14 protein-coding genes and 1 pseudogene are annotated in these 16,305 nt (G+C 61.9%); 6 read left to right on the top strand and 9 right to left on the bottom strand.

Translation table 11 applies throughout. From position 1 onward, the window contains the following. Positions 1 to 320: 320 nt before the first annotated feature. Together ABH939_RS20915 and ABH939_RS20910 are read right to left on the bottom strand one after the other, a co-directional pair. A complete protein-coding gene (locus ABH939_RS20915) occupies positions 321 to 1,970 on the bottom strand; it encodes a class I adenylate-forming enzyme family protein (protein WP_054780982.1) in 1,650 nt (549 codons plus the stop codon). Then, complete coding sequence (locus tag ABH939_RS20910) at positions 1,967 to 2,920, bottom strand: cyclase family protein (RefSeq protein WP_007735859.1); 954 nt, start codon at positions 2,918 to 2,920, stop codon at positions 1,967 to 1,969. Before ABH939_RS20910 ends, ABH939_RS20915 begins: the two co-directional genes overlap by 4 nt. A 115-nt stretch (positions 2,921 to 3,035) precedes the next feature. On the opposite strand from ABH939_RS20910, the gene ABH939_RS20905 reads away from it, so the two are divergent. Both ABH939_RS20905 and ABH939_RS20900 read left to right on the top strand, forming a co-directional pair. Next, on the top strand, positions 3,036 to 3,962 hold the full coding sequence (locus ABH939_RS20905; protein WP_404650066.1) for a TetR family transcriptional regulator: 927 nt from the start codon (positions 3,036 to 3,038) through the stop codon (positions 3,960 to 3,962). A gap of 22 nt (positions 3,963 to 3,984) precedes the next feature. Next, entirely contained in the window at positions 3,985 to 5,736 is a 1,752-nt protein-coding gene (locus ABH939_RS20900; RefSeq protein ID WP_404650065.1) for an oleate hydratase, read from the top strand. 7 nt (positions 5,737 to 5,743) lie between these two features. Here ABH939_RS20900 and ABH939_RS20895 read toward each other — a convergent pair whose 3' ends face one another. Further along, on the bottom strand, positions 5,744 to 6,121 hold the full coding sequence (locus ABH939_RS20895; protein WP_003943558.1) for a DUF5313 family protein: 378 nt from the start codon (positions 6,119 to 6,121) through the stop codon (positions 5,744 to 5,746). 30 nt (positions 6,122 to 6,151) lie between these two features. Next, positions 6,152 to 7,123: a GlxA family transcriptional regulator gene (locus ABH939_RS20890; protein WP_007735863.1), complete on the bottom strand. Its 972-nt coding sequence runs from the start codon at positions 7,121 to 7,123 to the stop codon at positions 6,152 to 6,154. Positions 7,124 to 7,194: 71 nt separating this feature from the next. Between ABH939_RS20890 and ABH939_RS20885 the strand changes: the two genes are divergently transcribed. From ABH939_RS20885 to ABH939_RS20875, 3 genes are all read left to right on the top strand, one after another. Further along, a complete protein-coding gene (locus ABH939_RS20885) occupies positions 7,195 to 8,511 on the top strand; it encodes an MFS transporter (protein ID WP_030536659.1) in 1,317 nt (438 codons plus the stop codon). Positions 8,512 to 8,589: 78 nt separating this feature from the next. Next, a complete protein-coding gene (locus ABH939_RS20880; protein ID WP_003943578.1) occupies positions 8,590 to 10,143 on the top strand; it encodes a succinic semialdehyde dehydrogenase in 1,554 nt (517 codons plus the stop codon). A gap of 3 nt (positions 10,144 to 10,146) precedes the next feature. Further along, entirely contained in the window at positions 10,147 to 10,590 is a 444-nt protein-coding gene (locus tag ABH939_RS20875; RefSeq protein WP_030536658.1) for an SRPBCC family protein, read from the top strand. 61 nt (positions 10,591 to 10,651) lie between these two features. Here ABH939_RS20875 and ABH939_RS20870 read toward each other — a convergent pair whose 3' ends face one another. Then, a complete protein-coding gene (locus ABH939_RS20870; RefSeq protein ID WP_064688029.1) occupies positions 10,652 to 11,608 on the bottom strand; it encodes a proline dehydrogenase family protein in 957 nt (318 codons plus the stop codon). 115 nt (positions 11,609 to 11,723) lie between these two features. Here ABH939_RS20870 and ABH939_RS20865 point away from each other — a divergent pair, with 115 nt between their 5' ends. Further along, positions 11,724 to 12,128 carry a hypothetical protein gene (locus ABH939_RS20865; RefSeq protein WP_228232358.1) on the top strand — a complete coding sequence of 135 codons (405 nt, stop codon included), beginning with the start codon at positions 11,724 to 11,726 and terminating at the stop codon, positions 12,126 to 12,128. 9 nt (positions 12,129 to 12,137) lie between these two features. Here ABH939_RS20865 and ABH939_RS20860 read toward each other — a convergent pair whose 3' ends face one another. The 4 genes and pseudogenes from ABH939_RS20860 to ABH939_RS20845 all read right to left on the bottom strand — a co-directional run bounded on the left by ABH939_RS20860 (position 12,138) and on the right by ABH939_RS20845 (position 16,246). After that, positions 12,138 to 12,953 carry a siderophore-interacting protein gene (locus ABH939_RS20860; RefSeq protein WP_007735878.1) on the bottom strand — a complete coding sequence of 272 codons (816 nt, stop codon included), beginning with the start codon at positions 12,951 to 12,953 and terminating at the stop codon, positions 12,138 to 12,140. Positions 12,954 to 13,097: 144 nt separating this feature from the next. Further along, positions 13,098 to 14,337 (bottom strand): annotated as a pseudogene (locus ABH939_RS20855) (DUF222 domain-containing protein). Between the two features lie 92 nt (positions 14,338 to 14,429). Continuing rightward, positions 14,430 to 15,047: a response regulator transcription factor gene (locus ABH939_RS20850; RefSeq protein WP_003943536.1), complete on the bottom strand. Its 618-nt coding sequence runs from the start codon at positions 15,045 to 15,047 to the stop codon at positions 14,430 to 14,432. Continuing rightward, positions 15,044 to 16,246, bottom strand: a complete 1,203-nt coding sequence (locus ABH939_RS20845; RefSeq protein ID WP_312639017.1) for a sensor histidine kinase — start codon at positions 16,244 to 16,246, stop codon at positions 15,044 to 15,046. Before ABH939_RS20845 ends, ABH939_RS20850 begins: the two co-directional genes overlap by 4 nt. Positions 16,247 to 16,305: the final 59 nt, after the last annotated feature.

Here is a 16,305-nt window from a genome sequence, read left to right as displayed (position 1 = left end):
GCTAAGCGTCCGAATTGCACCTATTTGCCCATGTGCAGATGGACGCGGGGTTAAAAGTTTCGGATTCGCAGAGCTCAGGAGGGTTTGGCGGCAATCCCGATCGACACGGAGAGCGACAAAGCGATGAGGGTCATGGCCAGCCACTGGTAGCTCTTGGGCGTGGGCTGCTTCTTACGTCCGAACTTGCTCACTGATGTCTCCCGTTTGTCCGTGGGTACTCAGCACATATTACTGTTCCATTACCCCAATGGCGCGGTCGACCGGAAACTGTGCGCGATCAGACAGCAGGCGGACCGCGAAGTCCGCCCGCTGCCCCGCGATCAAGAGATCGTGCGCAGTTCCCGTCGCAGTATCTTGCCGGTGACGGTCTTGGGCAGTTCCTCCACCAGCACCACGGAGCGTGGGTACTTGTACGCCGCCATCCGCTGCTTGCAGTGATCGATCAGATCTTCCGGGGTGACGGACGCCCCCGCGACGAGGCTGACAAACGCCTTCACCGTCTCACCGCGGTATTCGTCGGCGATCCCGACGACTGCCGCCTCACGGACTGCGGGGTGCTCGGCAAGAACGTCCTCGACCTCGCGTGGCCACACCTTGTAGCCGGACGCGATGATCATGTCCTTCTTACGGTCGACGACGTAGAACCAGCCGGCTTCGTCCATGAAACCGACGTCGCCGGTGTGGAACCACCCGTCGCGAATGGCCGACGCACTCTCCTCCGGCTTGTTCCAGTAACCGCGCACCACCTGTGGACCTCGGACGACCAGTTCGCCGATCTCTCCGATCGGCAGGACCGCACCGCCCTCGTCTTCGATGCGGACCACGGTGTTGGGTACGGGAACGCCGACAGACAGTGCTCCGGATGTGGGGTCGACCGGCGTATCCGCACCAACGGGAACGGCATGGGTCGGCGACGTGGTCTCGGTCAGCCCGTAGATGTTGTGCAGCGCAGCACCGGTCATGGCGCGGACGGCCTCGGCGGCAGTCGGCGAGATGGGTGCGCCGCCGGAATACAGCAACCGCATGGAGGAGAAGTCTTCCGGCGCGCAACCCGGAGTGTTGAGCAGTGCCGTAAAAGCAGTGATGGCGCCGACTGTGAATGTCGGTTGGTGCTCACGAATCGCGTCGAGCATCACCTCGGGCTGGAAGCGATAGGCAAGCACCAGCGGCATTCTCGCCAGGACGGACACCGCGATGTGACCGATCAACCCCGTGATGTGGAAGAGCGGTGCAACTCCGAGAACCGTGTCTTTCGGGGTGAGCCCCAACCAGTCCCGGTACACCTGGGCGTTGAAGGTCATATTCGCGTGAGAGGTCATCGCTCCCTTCGGCGGACCGGTGGTTCCCGACGTATACGTCAGTACCGCAATGTCTTCCGGTGCAGCGTCAGTGGTGATCGGATCGCCGAGACGATGTTCGTCGATCAGCGTCGCGAGATCGTCGGTACCGAGATCCTTCTTAACAATTCCGTCGAAAATCCTCGGATCGTTGCGACTTTGGTACTCGAGTTCCGAGGTGGTGATAACTCGCCTGACCGGCGAGTCGGAGACGACATTGCGGCCGACGGACTCGTAGAGCCCCTCGAGAGCGATCAGAACCGCTGCTCCGGAATCTTCGAGTTGGTATCCCAGTTCTCGTTCACGGCTCATGGGATTGATCGAGACTGCGACGCCGCCGGCTTTCCAGATTCCGGCGAGCGCAAGCACGAACTGCGGAACGTTCTGGAGGAACAGAGCGACGCGGTCACCCTTCACCAGTCCACCGGCTCGGAGTGCTCGGGCCAGGGCGTCACTCTGCTGATCCAGTTCGGCGAAACTGAGTTGACCGTCGAAGTACTTCACAGCCGTGGCGTCCGGATCAGAGCGGACCGCCGCTGCCAACATTTCGAGCATCGTGGGGTGCTCTACGTCGATGTCGGGGGGAACGTCGTTGCGGTACAACGCCAACCAAGGGCGATCTTCGTATGTCATTTGATGGCAACCGGATTCACGGGAGAGCCGCTGGCCTTGGCAACCTTGAGTGGCGCGGCGACGTACAGGAACGTGTACTGGCCGTCGGCCGCGCAGTCCGCGGCCAACTTCTCCAGATCGCAGATCTCGGTGAACACCACTCCGAGGTTGCGCATCAATGCGTTGTGGAGGACCAGTGCCACACCGTTTTCGGGGTCGGTGGTGACCTCGTTGGCAATGGTGTCGGTGACAAGGTTGGGGATCTCCATGTCCTGGAACCACTGGACGAGTTCGGGGCTGTAGATCAGGCCGGGCTCGCAGAAGCCCTCGTAGAAGGCTTCGCCCTGGTCGAAGAACAGCTTGAGGAAGTTGGTGCGGATGACGAGGATGTCACGCTTCTCGATGGTGACCCCCTGCGCTTCGGCACAGGCCAAAAGATCATGGTGCGTGAAGGTTTCGGCCTTGTCGAGGTTTTCCTTGCCGCGGAACTTTGCCATGTCGAGAAGTACTGCGCGTCCGACGACGCCGCGGTCGGCAATCGGTTCGACGCTGGCCTTCTCCAGGCCGCCGACAGTGGTATCAGCCGAGTATCCGTTCCACAGGGCGCCGTCGTACCAGACATGGCCGAGTGCGTCGTACTGCGTCGAGCCCTGCAGGAACGCGTCGATCTTGTCGTCCGCGTAATGCAGGCCGCCGGGGAAGTTGGGTGCGTCGTCGCCGTCCCAGCTGCTCTCGTCGAAGATCTGTGTGCGCTCGGCAGGGCTGCGTCCCGGCCACACCGGATCACCCTTGGGGTCGCCGATGAGCCGTTGAAGCGTGAACACGGAACCCTGCTTGATGGTTCCGACGCCACGAAGCACCTGTCCGGCGTCGAGGTAGTTCAGTGAACCGACCTCGTCGGACTCTCCCCACTTGCCCCAGTTGCTGGGTGCGTCGCGCAGGAGTTCTCCAAGATATGGCGCCTCGGTCATGGTGATTCGATCCTCTCGCTACCGACACCGAACGATCGCTCGGGCGGACCTGGGTCTTTGTGATCCACATCATGTTCAGGCTGATAACTAGTAGTCAACACGTTCATAGATTTCCGTGGTCATCGCATTGTTGGAAATCCAATGTTCGGTAATACTGAACACTGTGACCGAATTTGAGAATGCTGTCCTGATCGGGGCGTCGATCCGGCAAGCGCGGCGTCACAGCGGGCTCTCGCTGCGTGAATTGGCCAGGCGTCTCGATGTCAGCCCGGCTACCCTCAGCGCTGTCGAGACCGGAAAGACCAGAGTCAGCGTCGACCGGTTGGCGGCAATCGGCGGGATTCTCGGAGTGCGTTTCGACGCTCTGCTCCCGGCGGCGATAGTGCGTCCGCCGGAACAGCCGCGATGGGGAGGCGACGACGCCGACCCGGACGCACATTTTCGCCCGAACAAGTGGCGAAGGTTCGGTCCGAGTTCGTTCGATCCGGTGTTGGCTGCAGCGCTCGCGGAGATGGTGAAGACCGGATATCACGGCGCTGCGATGCGTGAGATCGCCAAACGTGCGCAGATGAGTGTTCCGGGTCTGTATCACCACTATTCCAGCAAGCAACAGATGTTGGCCGAAATTCTCGACCTCACCATGGCTGAACTGAACACGAGATCGTTGGCGGCTATCGACGAGGGCGAAAGTCCCTCCGAAAGGCTGGCTTTCCTCGTCGAATGTGTGACCTTGTTCCATATCTATCGGCGTGATCAAGGATTCCTCGGCGCCAGCGAAATGCGCAGTCTCACAGCCGAGAACAGGTTGCGCATCACGGAATCACGCAACTACCAGCAATGGTTGATGACGAAGCAGGTGGACGACGGAATCGCCGCCGGTGTGTTCGAGACGGATCGGCCGCGACAGGCCGCGCGTGCGATTGTCGTGATGTGTGTCTCTGTCGCGCAATGGTATCGGCCGAGCGGACCACAAACGCCCGAGGAAATTGCACGCGACTACGCGCGTTTTGCGCTGGATCTGGTGCGCCTTCAGCGACCGTGACGGACGTCATCCGGTTCGGGTGATGCGCCAGCGGGCAAAGGGGTCCATGCTTGGAAGGTATCCGTACCGCGACTCGAGTAAGGAACGAAACCCAATGTCTTCCAAGCTGTCTCACAAGACCTACATGATCGGTGCCGGCATCGGAAACCTCTCGGCTGCCGTCTATTTGATTCGAGACGGTGAGTGGAGCGGTGAGGACATCACCATCATGGGGCTGGACATGCATGGAGCGAACGACGGCGAATCTGCCGCTACCTTCCAGCACCAGTACGGTCATCGCGAGCTGGGCAACGACGCGGGCTTCATCAATCGTGGCGGTCGCATGCTCAACGAGGAGACCTATGAGAACCTCTGGGACGTGCTGAGTGTGGTTCCGTCGCTGGACAACCCGGGAAAATCGGTGACGGATGACATTCTCGATTTCGACCACGCGCATCCAACGCACGACGTCGCACGATTGATCGATCGCGACGGCATTCGCAACAAGGGTGAAAACGACTACAAGCACATGCAATTCGACAACAAGGATCGGTACTTGTTGACGAAGCTGATGACGATGCCGGAGTCGGACGAGGCAAAACTCGACGACATCAGTATCGAGCAGTGGTTCGAGGACACTCCGCACTTCTTCACCACCAACTTCTGGTACATGTGGGAGACCACATTTGCTTTCAAGCGGGTGAGTTCGGCGATGGAGCTGCGCCGGTACATGAACCGAATGATTCTCGAGTTCAGTCGCATTCAAACTCTTGCCGGTGTCACCAGATCCCCGTACAACCAGTACGAGAGCATCATCTTGCCGATGCGGGCCTTCCTCGAAGGCAAGGGTGTGAAGTTCGTCAACGAACTGAAGATCACGGAGTTCGTGTTCAAGGACACCCCGCTACGAGACGAGATCATCGTGACGGGACTCGATTACGAAAACGTCCGCACCGGTGAGAAGGGCCGAATCGACGTGGCGGAGGGCGATTTCGTCTTCGACACCAACGGCAGCATCACCGACAGTTCTTCGATCGGCGATCTCGACACCCCGATCGTCGAAGACATGAGATACGCACCGAGTGCGCTGCTGTGGAAGCAGGCCACCGAGCATTTCTACGATCTCGGGAATCCCGACAAGTTCTTCGGGGACCGGGCGCAGAGTGAGTGGACCAGCTTCACCGTCACCACTTCGTCACACGAGCTCATCAACGAGATTTCCCGAATCACCAAGCAGCTCCCCGGAAATGCGCTCAACACATTCGTGGACTCGAACGTGCTTCTCTCGATCGTGGTCCACCATCAGCCGCACTACCACGCGCAGAAGGAGAACGAAGGAGTCTTCTGGGGTTACTGTCTGTTCCCGCGCAAGGACGGCGACTACGTGAAGAAGCCGTTCATCGAGATGACCGGGCGGGAAATGCTGGAAGAGACGCTCGGACACCTCGAGGCGCTCGACGAGAGCGGTGCGCTCGCCGCGCGTCGACAAGAGATTATGGACAGCGTCGTGAATTCGATTCCCAGCCATATGCCTTACGCCAGTGCGCTGTTCAATCGGCGCGCCGTCGGCGACCGGCCGCTGGTGGTGCCGAAGCACTCCAAGAACCTGGCGTTCATCAGTCAGTTCGCGGAGCTGCCGTTCGACATGGTGTTCACCGAGCAGTACTCGGTGCGCTGCGCTCAGGTAGCCGTCTACAAGTTCCTGGGGATTCCAGAAGACAAGCTCACCAAGATGCATCACTACGAGAAGGATCCGAAGGTCCTCGCCAAGGCCGCAGTGACGATGTTCCGCTGAGGGGTGCTCAGCGACCGTGCCGCTTCTCGTAGTCCTCGCGAGTGCGATCGGCACGGCGCTGGGCCTTCTCGTCGAGCAGTTCGGGATCGAGTCCGTGGCTCAGCAGGCGGTGACGGCGGTAGATGGTCCCGAGCGCCACGACGAAGTACGCGAGCGGGATGAGCAACAAGGCCATCATGGCCAAGGGAATCCAGATCGGTCCCGGGATCAAGAGGAACAGCAGAAGAATCAGCGTCGCCGGCACGGTGAAGCGGATGATGTAGCGGGCCTGGGCACCCGGTCCGACCAGATCGTTCCGCACCCAGTCCTGGTACCGGTCGGGGAGCGTCTTCCCCAGGAGGTATCCGCAGTACTGAGGAAAGTTCGGGCGAGTCTGTTCGGCCATGGCATCCAGGATAGTGCCTGGTACTGCCGCTTACACCGGTGCCTTGAACGTGCGTCGGTAGGCGCTCGGTGAAACGCCGAGCGCCTCGTTCATGTGTTGACGCATGGATGTCGCAGTCCCGAAGCCGGTTCGAGCAGCAATCGCATCGATCGACAGATCGGATTCCTCCAGTAGTTCCCGCGCCCGATCGACACGTCTGCTGGTCAACCAGCGGTTCGGTGTGGTTCCGACTTCGTCGCGGAATCGACGGCTGAACGTGCGGACGCTCATGTTGGCGCGCGTCGCCAGGTCCGCCAGGGTGATCGGGTCGTCGAGATGTTCGAGGGCCCAGTGCCGAGCGTCGGCAGTCGATTCCGAAGGCTTGTCGGCCAGGGGGCGTCGGATGTACTGAGCTTGGCCACCGTCGCGCCACGGCGGTACGACGCAACGCCTCGCGACGGTGTTCGCCACTTCCATGCCGTGGTCACGCCTGACGATATGCAGGCAGAGGTCGACTCCCGACGCCACCCCGGCCGAGGTCAGGATGTGGCCTTCGTCGACGAACAGCACGTCCGGATCCACGTTCACCTTGGGATAGACACGCTGGAAATGGTCGGTGTTGCGCCAGTGCGTCGTGGCGCGGAGTCCGTCGAGCAGACCCGCCGCGGCGAGGATGTACGACCCGGTGCAGATCGAGACCAGCCGAGTGCCCGGCCGGATGTGTTGGAAAGCTGCGGCCAACTCGGGGGAGAGGTAACCGTCTTCGTAGGCCGGACCCAACTCGTACGACGCGGGGATGACGACGGTGTCGGCGGTGGCGAGCAACTCGCTCCCGTGGTCGACCGAGATGCTGAAGTCTGCGTCGGTCTGCACGGGATTGCCGTCGACGGTGCACGTCAGGATCTCGTACAGCGGCCGATCCTCGACGTCGAGGGCACGTCCGAAGATGCGCGCCGGGATGCCGAGTTCGAAGGGGATGACTCCATTCAGAGCCAGTACGACGACGCGATGCGGACCAGACATGGCTTGATTCTTTCATATATTGGCAATCTGGCCACTGTTCTCCATCGAATCCGAACTGCAGAATTCTCTCTGTGACTTCTGAGACCGCTCTCCCCGAATCAGGCCAACAGCAGGTGAGCCCGCCGCGCTTTCACCGCGCCTGGTCCGTCGCGATCGTGGCATTCCTGGCGTTGGTCGGTGCGGCGAGCTTCCGCGCTGCCCCATCGGTGCTGATCGATCCGCTGCACGAGGATTTCGGGTGGTCGCGCGCCAGCATCTCGGCGGCCGTCTCGGTCAACCTGATTCTGTACGGGTTGACCTCGCCGTTCGCTGCTGCCTTGATGGAGAGGTTCGGTATCCGGGCGGTCGTCACCTCGGCGTTGGCGCTCATCTCGCTCGGCAGTGGTCTCACGATCTTCATGACCTCGAGTTGGCAGCTCATTCTGCTGTGGGGTGTCTTCGTCGGTCTCGGTACCGGTTCGATGGCGCTGGCGTTTGTCGCCACCGTCGTCGATCGCTGGTTCGTCGAGAAGCGTGGTCTCGTGACCGGCATCCTGACGGCCGGTGGTGCTGCCGGTCAGCTGGTGTTCCTTCCGGTCCTGGCGAAGATCGCCGAAACGTACGACTGGAAGAGCGTCGCCTTCACAGTTTCGTTTGCCGCACTGGCCGTTGTGCCGTTCGTTCTGCTGTTCCTGCGTAACTATCCGTCAGACGTGGGTACGACGCCTTACGGAGCGCCCGCCGATTACGCCCCACCAGCCAAGCCTGTCTACCAGCGCGGCGGCGCCGGGGGCCGGGCGATCTCGGTGCTGGTGATGGCGTCGAAGACCAAGGTGTTCTGGCTTCTCGCCGGTACCTTCGCGATCTGTGGCGCGAGCACCAACGGCCTGATCGGCACGCACTTCGTCCCGGCGTCGCACGATCACGGAATGCCGATCACCACGGCCGCGTCACTGTTGGCGTTGATCGGAATCCTCGACATGGTCGGCACCATCGCTTCGGGTTGGTTCACCGACCGCATGGACTCGCGAAAACTTCTCGGCATCTACTACCTGTTCCGCGGAATCTCGCTGCTCTTCCTGCCGCTGCTGCTCGCCAACACCGTGAATCCGCCGATGATCGCGTTTGTCATCTTCTACGGGCTCGATTGGGTGGCGACGGTTCCGCCGACCGTCGCGCTGTGCCGTCAACACTTCGGCGCCGACGCTCCCATCGTGTTCGGTTGGGTGCTGGCATCGCACCAGATCGGTGCGGGTCTGGTGGCCTTCTTGGCCGGCCTCGTTCGTGATCAGATCGGCTCGTACGACGCTGCCTTCTTGGTGGCCGGCGCGCTCTGCGCGATCGCTGCAGTCATGTCGTTGTTGATCGCAAAACGTCCGAAAGAGGCAGTATTGGTTGACTCTGTCTGATTCGGCACTGTGATCGGTACCACCGACGGGGTAAGTTGTGTGTAACTCCAAGAACTACTCACCAGTAGGGGTACTGAAATGCCTGCTCCGTCCGCTGCGACCTTCTCGCGGCTCGCCGATCTGATCGCCATCGACAATGTTGCCGATCGCCCGACGAAGTCCATCACCGAGGTGTTCACCGGCAAGGAGCTGGCGACCATCCCCGTCGGCACCGCCGACGACGCACTTGCGGCCATCGCCCGTGCCCGCGTCGCCCAGAAGGAATGGGCCAAGCGCTCCGTCCTCGACCGCGCTGCCGTCTTCCACCGCTACCGCGATCTCATCCTCGAGAACCGCGACGCCCTCATGGACATGGCTCAGGCCGAGACCGGAAAGTCGCGTACCGCAGCTCAGGAAGAAGTCCTCGACATCTCGATGACGTCGCGTCACTACGCACGTGTGGCGCCGAAGCTGCTGCGCCCGCGTCGCGTCTCCGGCATGCTCCCGGGTCTGACGAAGACCGTCGTCCGCTACCAGCCCAAGGGCGTAGTCGGCGTCATCTCGCCGTGGAACTACCCTATGACGCTGGCCGTGTCCGACGCCATCGCCGCGCTGCTCGCCGGCAACGCCGTTGTCCTCAAGCCGGACAGCCAGACGCCGTACTGCGCGCTCGCCTGCGTCGAACTGCTCTACAAGGCGGGTCTGCCTCGCGACCTCTTCGCCGTGGTTCCCGGGCCGGGCTCCGTCGTCGGCACCGCCCTGGTCGAGAACACCGATTACCTCATGTTCACCGGTTCCACCGCGACCGGTCAGCTCCTCGCCGAGCAGGCCGGCCGTCGACTGATCGGCTTCTCCGCCGAACTCGGTGGCAAGAACCCGATGATCGTCGCGGCCGGCGCAGACCTGCGCGAGGTCACCGACGCCGCTGTGCGTGCGTGCTTCTCCAACTCTGGTCAGCTGTGCATCTCCATCGAGCGCATCTACGTCGAAGAGTCCATCGCACCCGAGTTCATCCGCATGTTCGGTGACCGCGTCAAGAAGATGAACCTCGCCGCCGGATACGAATTCGGAATCGAGATGGGCAGCCTCGTCTCCGAGGCGCAGGTCAAGGCAATCTCCGCTCATGTCGACGACGCAGTGGTCAAGGGCGCCACCGTCATTGCCGGTGGCAAGGCTCGGCCGGACATCGGACCGCTGTTCTACGAGCCCACCCTGCTCACCGGGGTTCCCGAAGACGCCGAGTGCTACCGCGACGAGACCTTCGGGCCGCTCGTCTCGATCTACCCCGTCAAGGACGTCGAAGAGGCCATCGCTGCGGCCAACGACACCGAGTACGGCCTCAACGCCAGTGTGTGGGCGGGAAGCAAGGCTGCCGGTGAAGCCATCGCAGCGCGCATCCACGCCGGCACCGTCAACGTCGACGAGGGTTACGCACCGACCTGGGGCAGCACCGCAGCACCGATGGGCGGTATGGGTGTCTCGGGCGTCGGTCGTCGTCACGGCGCCGAGGGGCTGATCAAGTACACCGAACCGCAGACCGTTGCCACCACTCGCGTCATGAATCTCGGTGGACCGCGCGGACTTCCGGCCAAGGTGTGGGCAAAGCTCATGCCTCACGCCATCAAGATCATGTCCTGGGTTCCGGGCCGGTAACGGGTGGAAACCGCCAGCGCGTACATCGAGGCAACGCCGGTATCGGTGTGGAAGGTTGTCAGCGACATCGAAGGTATGGGTCGCTTCAGTCCTGAAAACACCGGTGGAACATGGACTTCCGGAACTCCGGGCACTGTGGGTGCAAAGTTCAAGGGCACCAACAAGCATGGTCTGATTCGGTGGAGCACGCACTGCACGGTGGTCGACGTGGTCGACTGCCGGAGGTTCTCCTTCGAATCGGACGAGCCGAAAGCGCGGTGGACCTATGTGCTCGAGCCTTCGGGAACGGGCACCGTGCTTACCGAGACTCGTGAGATCTATGCGACGCCAGCGCTTTACGTGCGCATGATGTCGGGTAGCGGCCTACTCGGTCGGGGTCGAGATCAGCTGATGCAGACCGGAATGGAAACCACCCTGGCGCGCATCAAGGCGTTTCTGGAGAGCTAGAAACTGACACAAGTGGGGCTGCACTCGATTCGAGTGCGGTCCCACTTCTGTTGTTGGAGATCTAGTTTGCAGTGCTGATGAGCGCAGCGTCGATGAGCGCGGTGTAGACACGCTCCGGTTCTTCGGCGATGCGATTGAGTACGTACAGCCACCACTGTGTTCCGAAGATGACGTATTCGCGTGTGGTGAAGCCCGCTCCTCGGAGTGCGTCCAGTTGCTCGGTGCCGAGGCCGAGCAGCATCTCGAACTCGACGTGCTCGCCTCTGAGCTTCGAATCATGTTCGGCGCGTAGTGCTTCGAGGATGTCGCGGTCATGTGTCGCGATGGAGACCTGGTGACCCGAGTCGACGATTCGGGCTGCGTAGTCGAGATACGCGCTGCGCAGTTCGGCACTACCGCGTGGGTAGGCGACGGACTCGGCTTCGAGGAAGGCGCCCTTTACGAGACGGATGCGACCGGGTCGGTCCAGCAGAGCGGTGAGATCCTTTGCCGTGCGGTGCAGTCGGGCCTGAACGGTGATCCCCACGTGAGTGAACCGCTCGGCCAGTCGCGCGTGCATGTCGAGGACCAGGTCGGTGCGGTCGGACGCTTCGGCGGAGATGATCAGCTCAGCACCGGCGCGTTCAGTGGTCTCGGCCAGGCGCACGACATTGCGAAAGCACTGCTCTGGATCGATCACCAAGCCGATGTGCGAGAGGTCGAACGACACGGTGCTGTCGACGCCCGACGTTCCGATCCGTTCCGCCAATTCCACGAACACATCGGTTTCGGCGTTCGCGAGTTCGGGATCCCGGACGCTTTCCCCGGTGTATTCGATGCTCGCCTTGTGTCCTCGCGCGAAGATCGAGGGGAGTCGGTCGAAAGCGTCGTCGATGGTTTCGCCGCCGATGTAGCGAGCGGCGACTTTCCGTGCGAGTGCTGCCGTCGCAGCGTCCGCCATGGTGCGTTCTTTCAGGGATTCGTCGAGTGCGAGGCGGCGTAGGGCGTCCGCGGCCTGGGCTTGTAGATCCGTGTTCACGGCTTCAGCGTATCCGGACGAGGGTGCGGGAATTATTCTACGAACTCTTGCGTTCGATCTATTGTCGATATATCGTCGATACGTCAAACAAACACAGACAGTCCAGGAGGACAACATGTACGCCCCACACAACAACCCAGAAATGCAAGAACGTCGCGAGCATGGCCGCCGAGGCCCGCATCGTGGACACGGTTTCCGTCGAGGATTCGAGGGCGAGCGACCCGAGGGTCGCTTCGAAGACCGAGCAGAAGGACGCCCCGAAGGCCGGCGCGGTCGACTTGACCAGCGCGGACACGGTCGGCCTCACTTCGGTGAAGCCGGCGCCGCGCTCCGTCCCGCGATGGGCCTACTCCGAGGTGCCGCTGTCGCGGTAGCCGCAGGTGGGACCGCCGAGCAGGTAGCCAAGGCCGAGGCAATTCTCGCCGAGGCACGCCGAGCACTGTTCGAGATGCTGGCGGAAAAGCCGGCTGACGCGCAGCAGGCTCACGCAGAATCTACCGCCACGCTGCCGGCAGAGTGATCACGGCGCTCAGGCGCCGACGGTGACTTCCTCGCTGTTCATGCCGGAAACGTGGCCGTCGGCGCCCTCTCGCCAGTACCCGACAACATTGTGCTTGTCGCGAGCAATTCCTCGAACTTCCCTCAGATGCTTACGAATGCGACGGCTTGTTGCGCTTTCGCATGCCACCCACGCGTAGATGTCGGCCGATTCGGATTCGGGAAACTCGACCTTCTCCACAGCCTCGAACAGTGCGCTCGGCGCCTTTCCGAGGCCACTCCCCACGAGCCACGTGTACGTGACGTCGCCGCGAGTGACAAATTCCTGTCGATCCTCTTCGGTTTCGACCTCGATGATCGCCTGTGCGACATCGCCTTCACGAAGTTCTTCGACAATCCTGCCCAGTCCGGGGAGACCCGTGGCGTCTGCGACCAGCAGCTGCCAGCGAGGACCCGCCGGTGCTTGGTAGTGGGACCGCGAACTGTCCGACCAGAAGACGCCTAGTAGGTGACCTGGTTCGGCCCGCAGGGCCCAATCCGCTGCAATACCGCCAGGGTGCACGACGAAGTCGATGTCCAGACGTCGGCCGCCGTCGTGCACCTTGCGCACGGTGTAGTGCCGCCACGGTGGCTCGGTTCCGAGATCGGCCTTGCCGTAGTCGGGATTGTTGAAGTAGTCGTATTCTGCTTCTGTTTCACCGGGTTTCGGGAACGCGAGGTCGATGCGCTCGTCGCCTTGTCCGCCGGTCGGCCAGTGCCAGTCGCCTTCTGCCTCGATGCTGATTCGCCGCATGTGCGGGGTCAGGGACGTGACGGTGACAACGCGGGCGGGTTCGCAGAAAGACATGCCTCGACCCTATGGGTCCGGCGTGTCGAAGTGGAGACAGATGCTGTCGCAAGACGGACATCGAGCGCAGCCGAAAAGGCCAGCGTATGCCCCGGGGCATGATTCTTCCCCGGTGCACACGCTGGCCTTTTCAGTTATGTCGGTTCACGCCGCTGTCGGTGGGCTGTTCCCGCCGATCGGCTGTTGATACGGATCGATCGACATCGGTGGGTAGAACACTGTTTTTCGGATCCGGACCGATCTCCACCCGCCACTCCGTGTGGTGCAGCGTCCGGTGGTGATGACCGCACAACAAGATCAGATTGTCGAGATCTGTTGGGCCACCATCGTTCCAGTGAACAATATGGTGGGCATCGCACCACCCCGACGGTGTCCCGCACCCCGGAAACGCGCACCCACCATCACGAACCGCCAACGCCCGCCTCTGCGGCACCGTCGCTGTTCTCGCTTCCGTACCGCACTCGAGCGGAACACCATTCTCATCCAACAAAATCCGCGTCACGGTGCAGTCGCACGCCAACATCCGCGCGGTATCGATACTGATCGGACCTACCCAATCCGTCCACGCAAACCCGAGTTCATCGGTCGACGGCAGGAGGTCTTTCAGAACTTTAAGGTCCGTCATATCTTTTGCCGACGCGGTGACCGTGATGTGTGGTTTCACCCCGCCCTCGATCGGACCCAACCCCGCCCGCTCGTACCGCCGCAACAACTCGCAAAACCCATCCGCCCGCCGTAGCGCCGGGGTGCGGGTGTCTTTGACGCCGTCCTTCTCCGGTGTCGGAGCAGACAGGCTCGACAGCAACGTGATCAACCGGGCCCCGTTCACAGCATCCAGGTCGCCCTTCACCGACACGCGCCCGTACAGGCCTTTCGAGGCGTAGAACTCATTACGCTCCGAATCTTCCCCGACCGGAACACCGTCCTCACGCTTTCCGTACTGCTTCTCGATCCGCCGGATCGCCGCCCGCACCGCATCGCAATCGGCAATGTTCTTCGACGCCAACCCCAACAGAATCCCGCGGGCCTTGTCCACATCCGCCGGCGTCATGTTCTTCGGTGGATGCTGACAAAACGACGCCACCTGACGGGCTTTCAACGCATCCACGTCACCACGATGGAATGCATCCGCGACAACAGGTTCGAGCAACAGCAACCGCGCCAACCCGACCAGCAGACTGCACTCACCGATCTCCAGATTCGTCGACCCATGCAACCACTGCGCGATCGCCCGAAAACCCTTCCCACCGAGAACCTCACGGGAAAACATCTCCACGATCAGCAACACCATCCGCGACTGCAACTCGTTTCGGACACGCACCAGATCCAGAACCTCACCCTTGAGGTCCTCGCCATCCAGTTGCCACGCTTCCCGACTGTCCATGCTAAAAATCTAATCGAACAAAGTTTCGAACACAAGAGAATCGCAGGCGAAAATTGCTGCTGTCCAGCTACTTTCGACAATTCGGGCAAATGTCAGATCGAACCCAGCTCCCGCGCACGAGCTACCGCCGACGTCCGCGACTTCACTCCCAACTTGCCGAAGATGTGAACCAGGTGCGACTTGACCGTGGTCTCACTCAGGAACAGTTCTTTGCCGATCTCTCGGTTGGAGCGACCCGCCGCCACCAACTTCAGAACTTCGATTTCCCTTGGGCTGAGGCTGGTTTCGGGTTTGCGTACCCGAGTCATGAGCTTCGACGCGATGGCGGGGGAGAGAACGCTGTCCCCGCTCGCAGCGGCGCGGACGGCTGACAGCAACTCGACCGGTGGTGTGTCCTTGAGTAGGTACCCGCTGGCCCCGGCCTCGACAGCGCTCAAGATGTCTGCATCCGTGTCGTAGTTGGTCACGACGAGTACGTGCGGCGGATTCGGAAGCGCGCACACCGCGCGGGTGGCGTCGACGCCCGTCTTCCCGGGGCCGAATCGCAGGTCCATGAGCACGAGGTCGACCGGCGTGGTGGCGCAGAAGGCTATGGCTTCCTCGGCGGTGCCCGCTTCGCCGACTACCTCGATGTCGGCTTCGCTTTCGAGCAGCGCTCGTAGCCCGGCGCGCACGATCGCGTGATCGTCGGCGAGCAGCAGGCGGATCACGGTTCGCCGACTTCGAGAGGAAACGTCACTGCGACGGCCGTGTGTCCCGGCTCGGACTCGATGGAGAAGATCCCGCCCTGCAGTTCGACGCGCCGGCGAATTGCATTGAGGCCGAAAGATTCCGCCGGGCCACGTTCGAGAACTGCCACGTCGAAGCCGCGACCGTTGTCGACCACGTCGAGGCTGACGGTGTCGTCGGAATAGGTCAGTGTCACAGCCATTCTGGTTGCATCGGCATGGCGGAGAACATTGGACACCGCGCCCTGAGCGATGCGCACCAATGTTGCTTCGAGGGGCATCGGCAGCCGCACTGCCTCGCCTTCGACGACGGAGCGCGCTTCCAGTTCAGGACTGCTCGCGCGTTCGCAGATTCGACGAAGCGCGTCGGCGAGCGACTGACCGTCCAAGGCCGCGGGCGTCAATTCGGCTATGAGTTGGCGGGTTTCGGCAAGACTGTCCGCGGCAGTTTCCCGTGCGAGGCTGATCTGACGGATGGCCGGGCTGTCCGGGTCGGCGCGTTCGGCAGCGTGAAGGAGCATCTGGATGCTCGAAAGTCCCTGGGCCACGGTGTCGTGAATCTCGGCGGCGAGTCTTTCACGTTCCGCGAATTTTCCGGCATCGCGAGACGTCGACGCCAATTCTTCACGGGTATTCATCAACTCGTCGATGAGACGACCGCGCTCGGCTGCCTCGCGGTACAGCGCTTGATATCCGAGGCCGATTGCAACCGCTACGGCAGCGCCGATGATCGGGCCGACGGCGCCGGCAATCGTCCATCCACGATGCAGGCCGGTGCCGACCACGGCGACAGCCGTTGCCGCGGTGACGGCGAGAAGACTCCAGGGGCGTCGCAGAATATGGAGATAGAGGAAGAAGAGTCCGAACGCGAGGTAGGCGGCGTCGGCGGATACCGCCATCGTCGCGATCCAGACGAGGGTCAGCACGGCCAGCCACCAGCGGGCAGCGTTGCCGCGCAGCCTTTTGGCGACCCCGAAAAGATAGATGGCAACAAAGATCACGGCCAACGCGATGATTGTTGCGGTCAGGTCGGATTCGTCGATCAGCGCTCGAAGAAACACCACACCGGCCAGCGCCATGACAAGGACATGCAGGCCCAGTTGTAGGCCGGCGAAGACAGGCGTGAGCGGAGATCGGTGCATCTCGCCCAGCTTAGCGAGGTTCGGGCCTGGTTCATCCATCAAAAGTTGTAAACCGGGATGGTTCTTTCGAGCGCTGGAATGTCGATCCGAGGTGCGAT

This window comes from Rhodococcus sp. 27YEA6, from assembly GCF_044908235.1.
GTDB lineage: Bacteria > Actinomycetota > Actinomycetes > Mycobacteriales > Mycobacteriaceae > Rhodococcus_F > Rhodococcus_F qingshengii.
Note: the sequence above shows the minus strand (reverse complement) of the source record. Positions and strands in the feature narration are given on the sequence as shown.

Bases quoted from the DNA above. Each gene is read 5' to 3' on its own strand.
- ABH939_RS20865 (WP_228232358.1), top strand. From the start codon at position 11,724: ATGTACGCCCCACACAACAACCCAGAAATGCAAGAACGTCGCGAGCAT.
- ABH939_RS20880 (WP_003943578.1), top strand. From the start codon at position 8,590: ATGCCTGCTCCGTCCGCTGCGACCTTCTCGCGGCTCGCCGATCTGATC.
- ABH939_RS20910 (WP_007735859.1), bottom strand. From the start codon at position 2,920: ATGACCGAGGCGCCATATCTTGGAGAACTCCTGCGCGACGCACCCAGC.
- ABH939_RS20900 (WP_404650065.1), top strand. From the start codon at position 3,985: ATGCGCCAGCGGGCAAAGGGGTCCATGCTTGGAAGGTATCCGTACCGC.
- ABH939_RS20895 (WP_003943558.1), bottom strand. From the start codon at position 6,121: ATGGCCGAACAGACTCGCCCGAACTTTCCTCAGTACTGCGGATACCTC.
- ABH939_RS20890 (WP_007735863.1), bottom strand. From the start codon at position 7,123: ATGTCTGGTCCGCATCGCGTCGTCGTACTGGCTCTGAATGGAGTCATC.
- ABH939_RS20915 (WP_054780982.1), bottom strand. From the start codon at position 1,970: ATGACATACGAAGATCGCCCTTGGTTGGCGTTGTACCGCAACGACGTT.
- ABH939_RS20845 (WP_312639017.1), bottom strand. From the start codon at position 16,246: ATGGATGAACCAGGCCCGAACCTCGCTAAGCTGGGCGAGATGCACCGA.
- ABH939_RS20860 (WP_007735878.1), bottom strand. From the start codon at position 12,953: ATGTCTTTCTGCGAACCCGCCCGCGTTGTCACCGTCACGTCCCTGACC.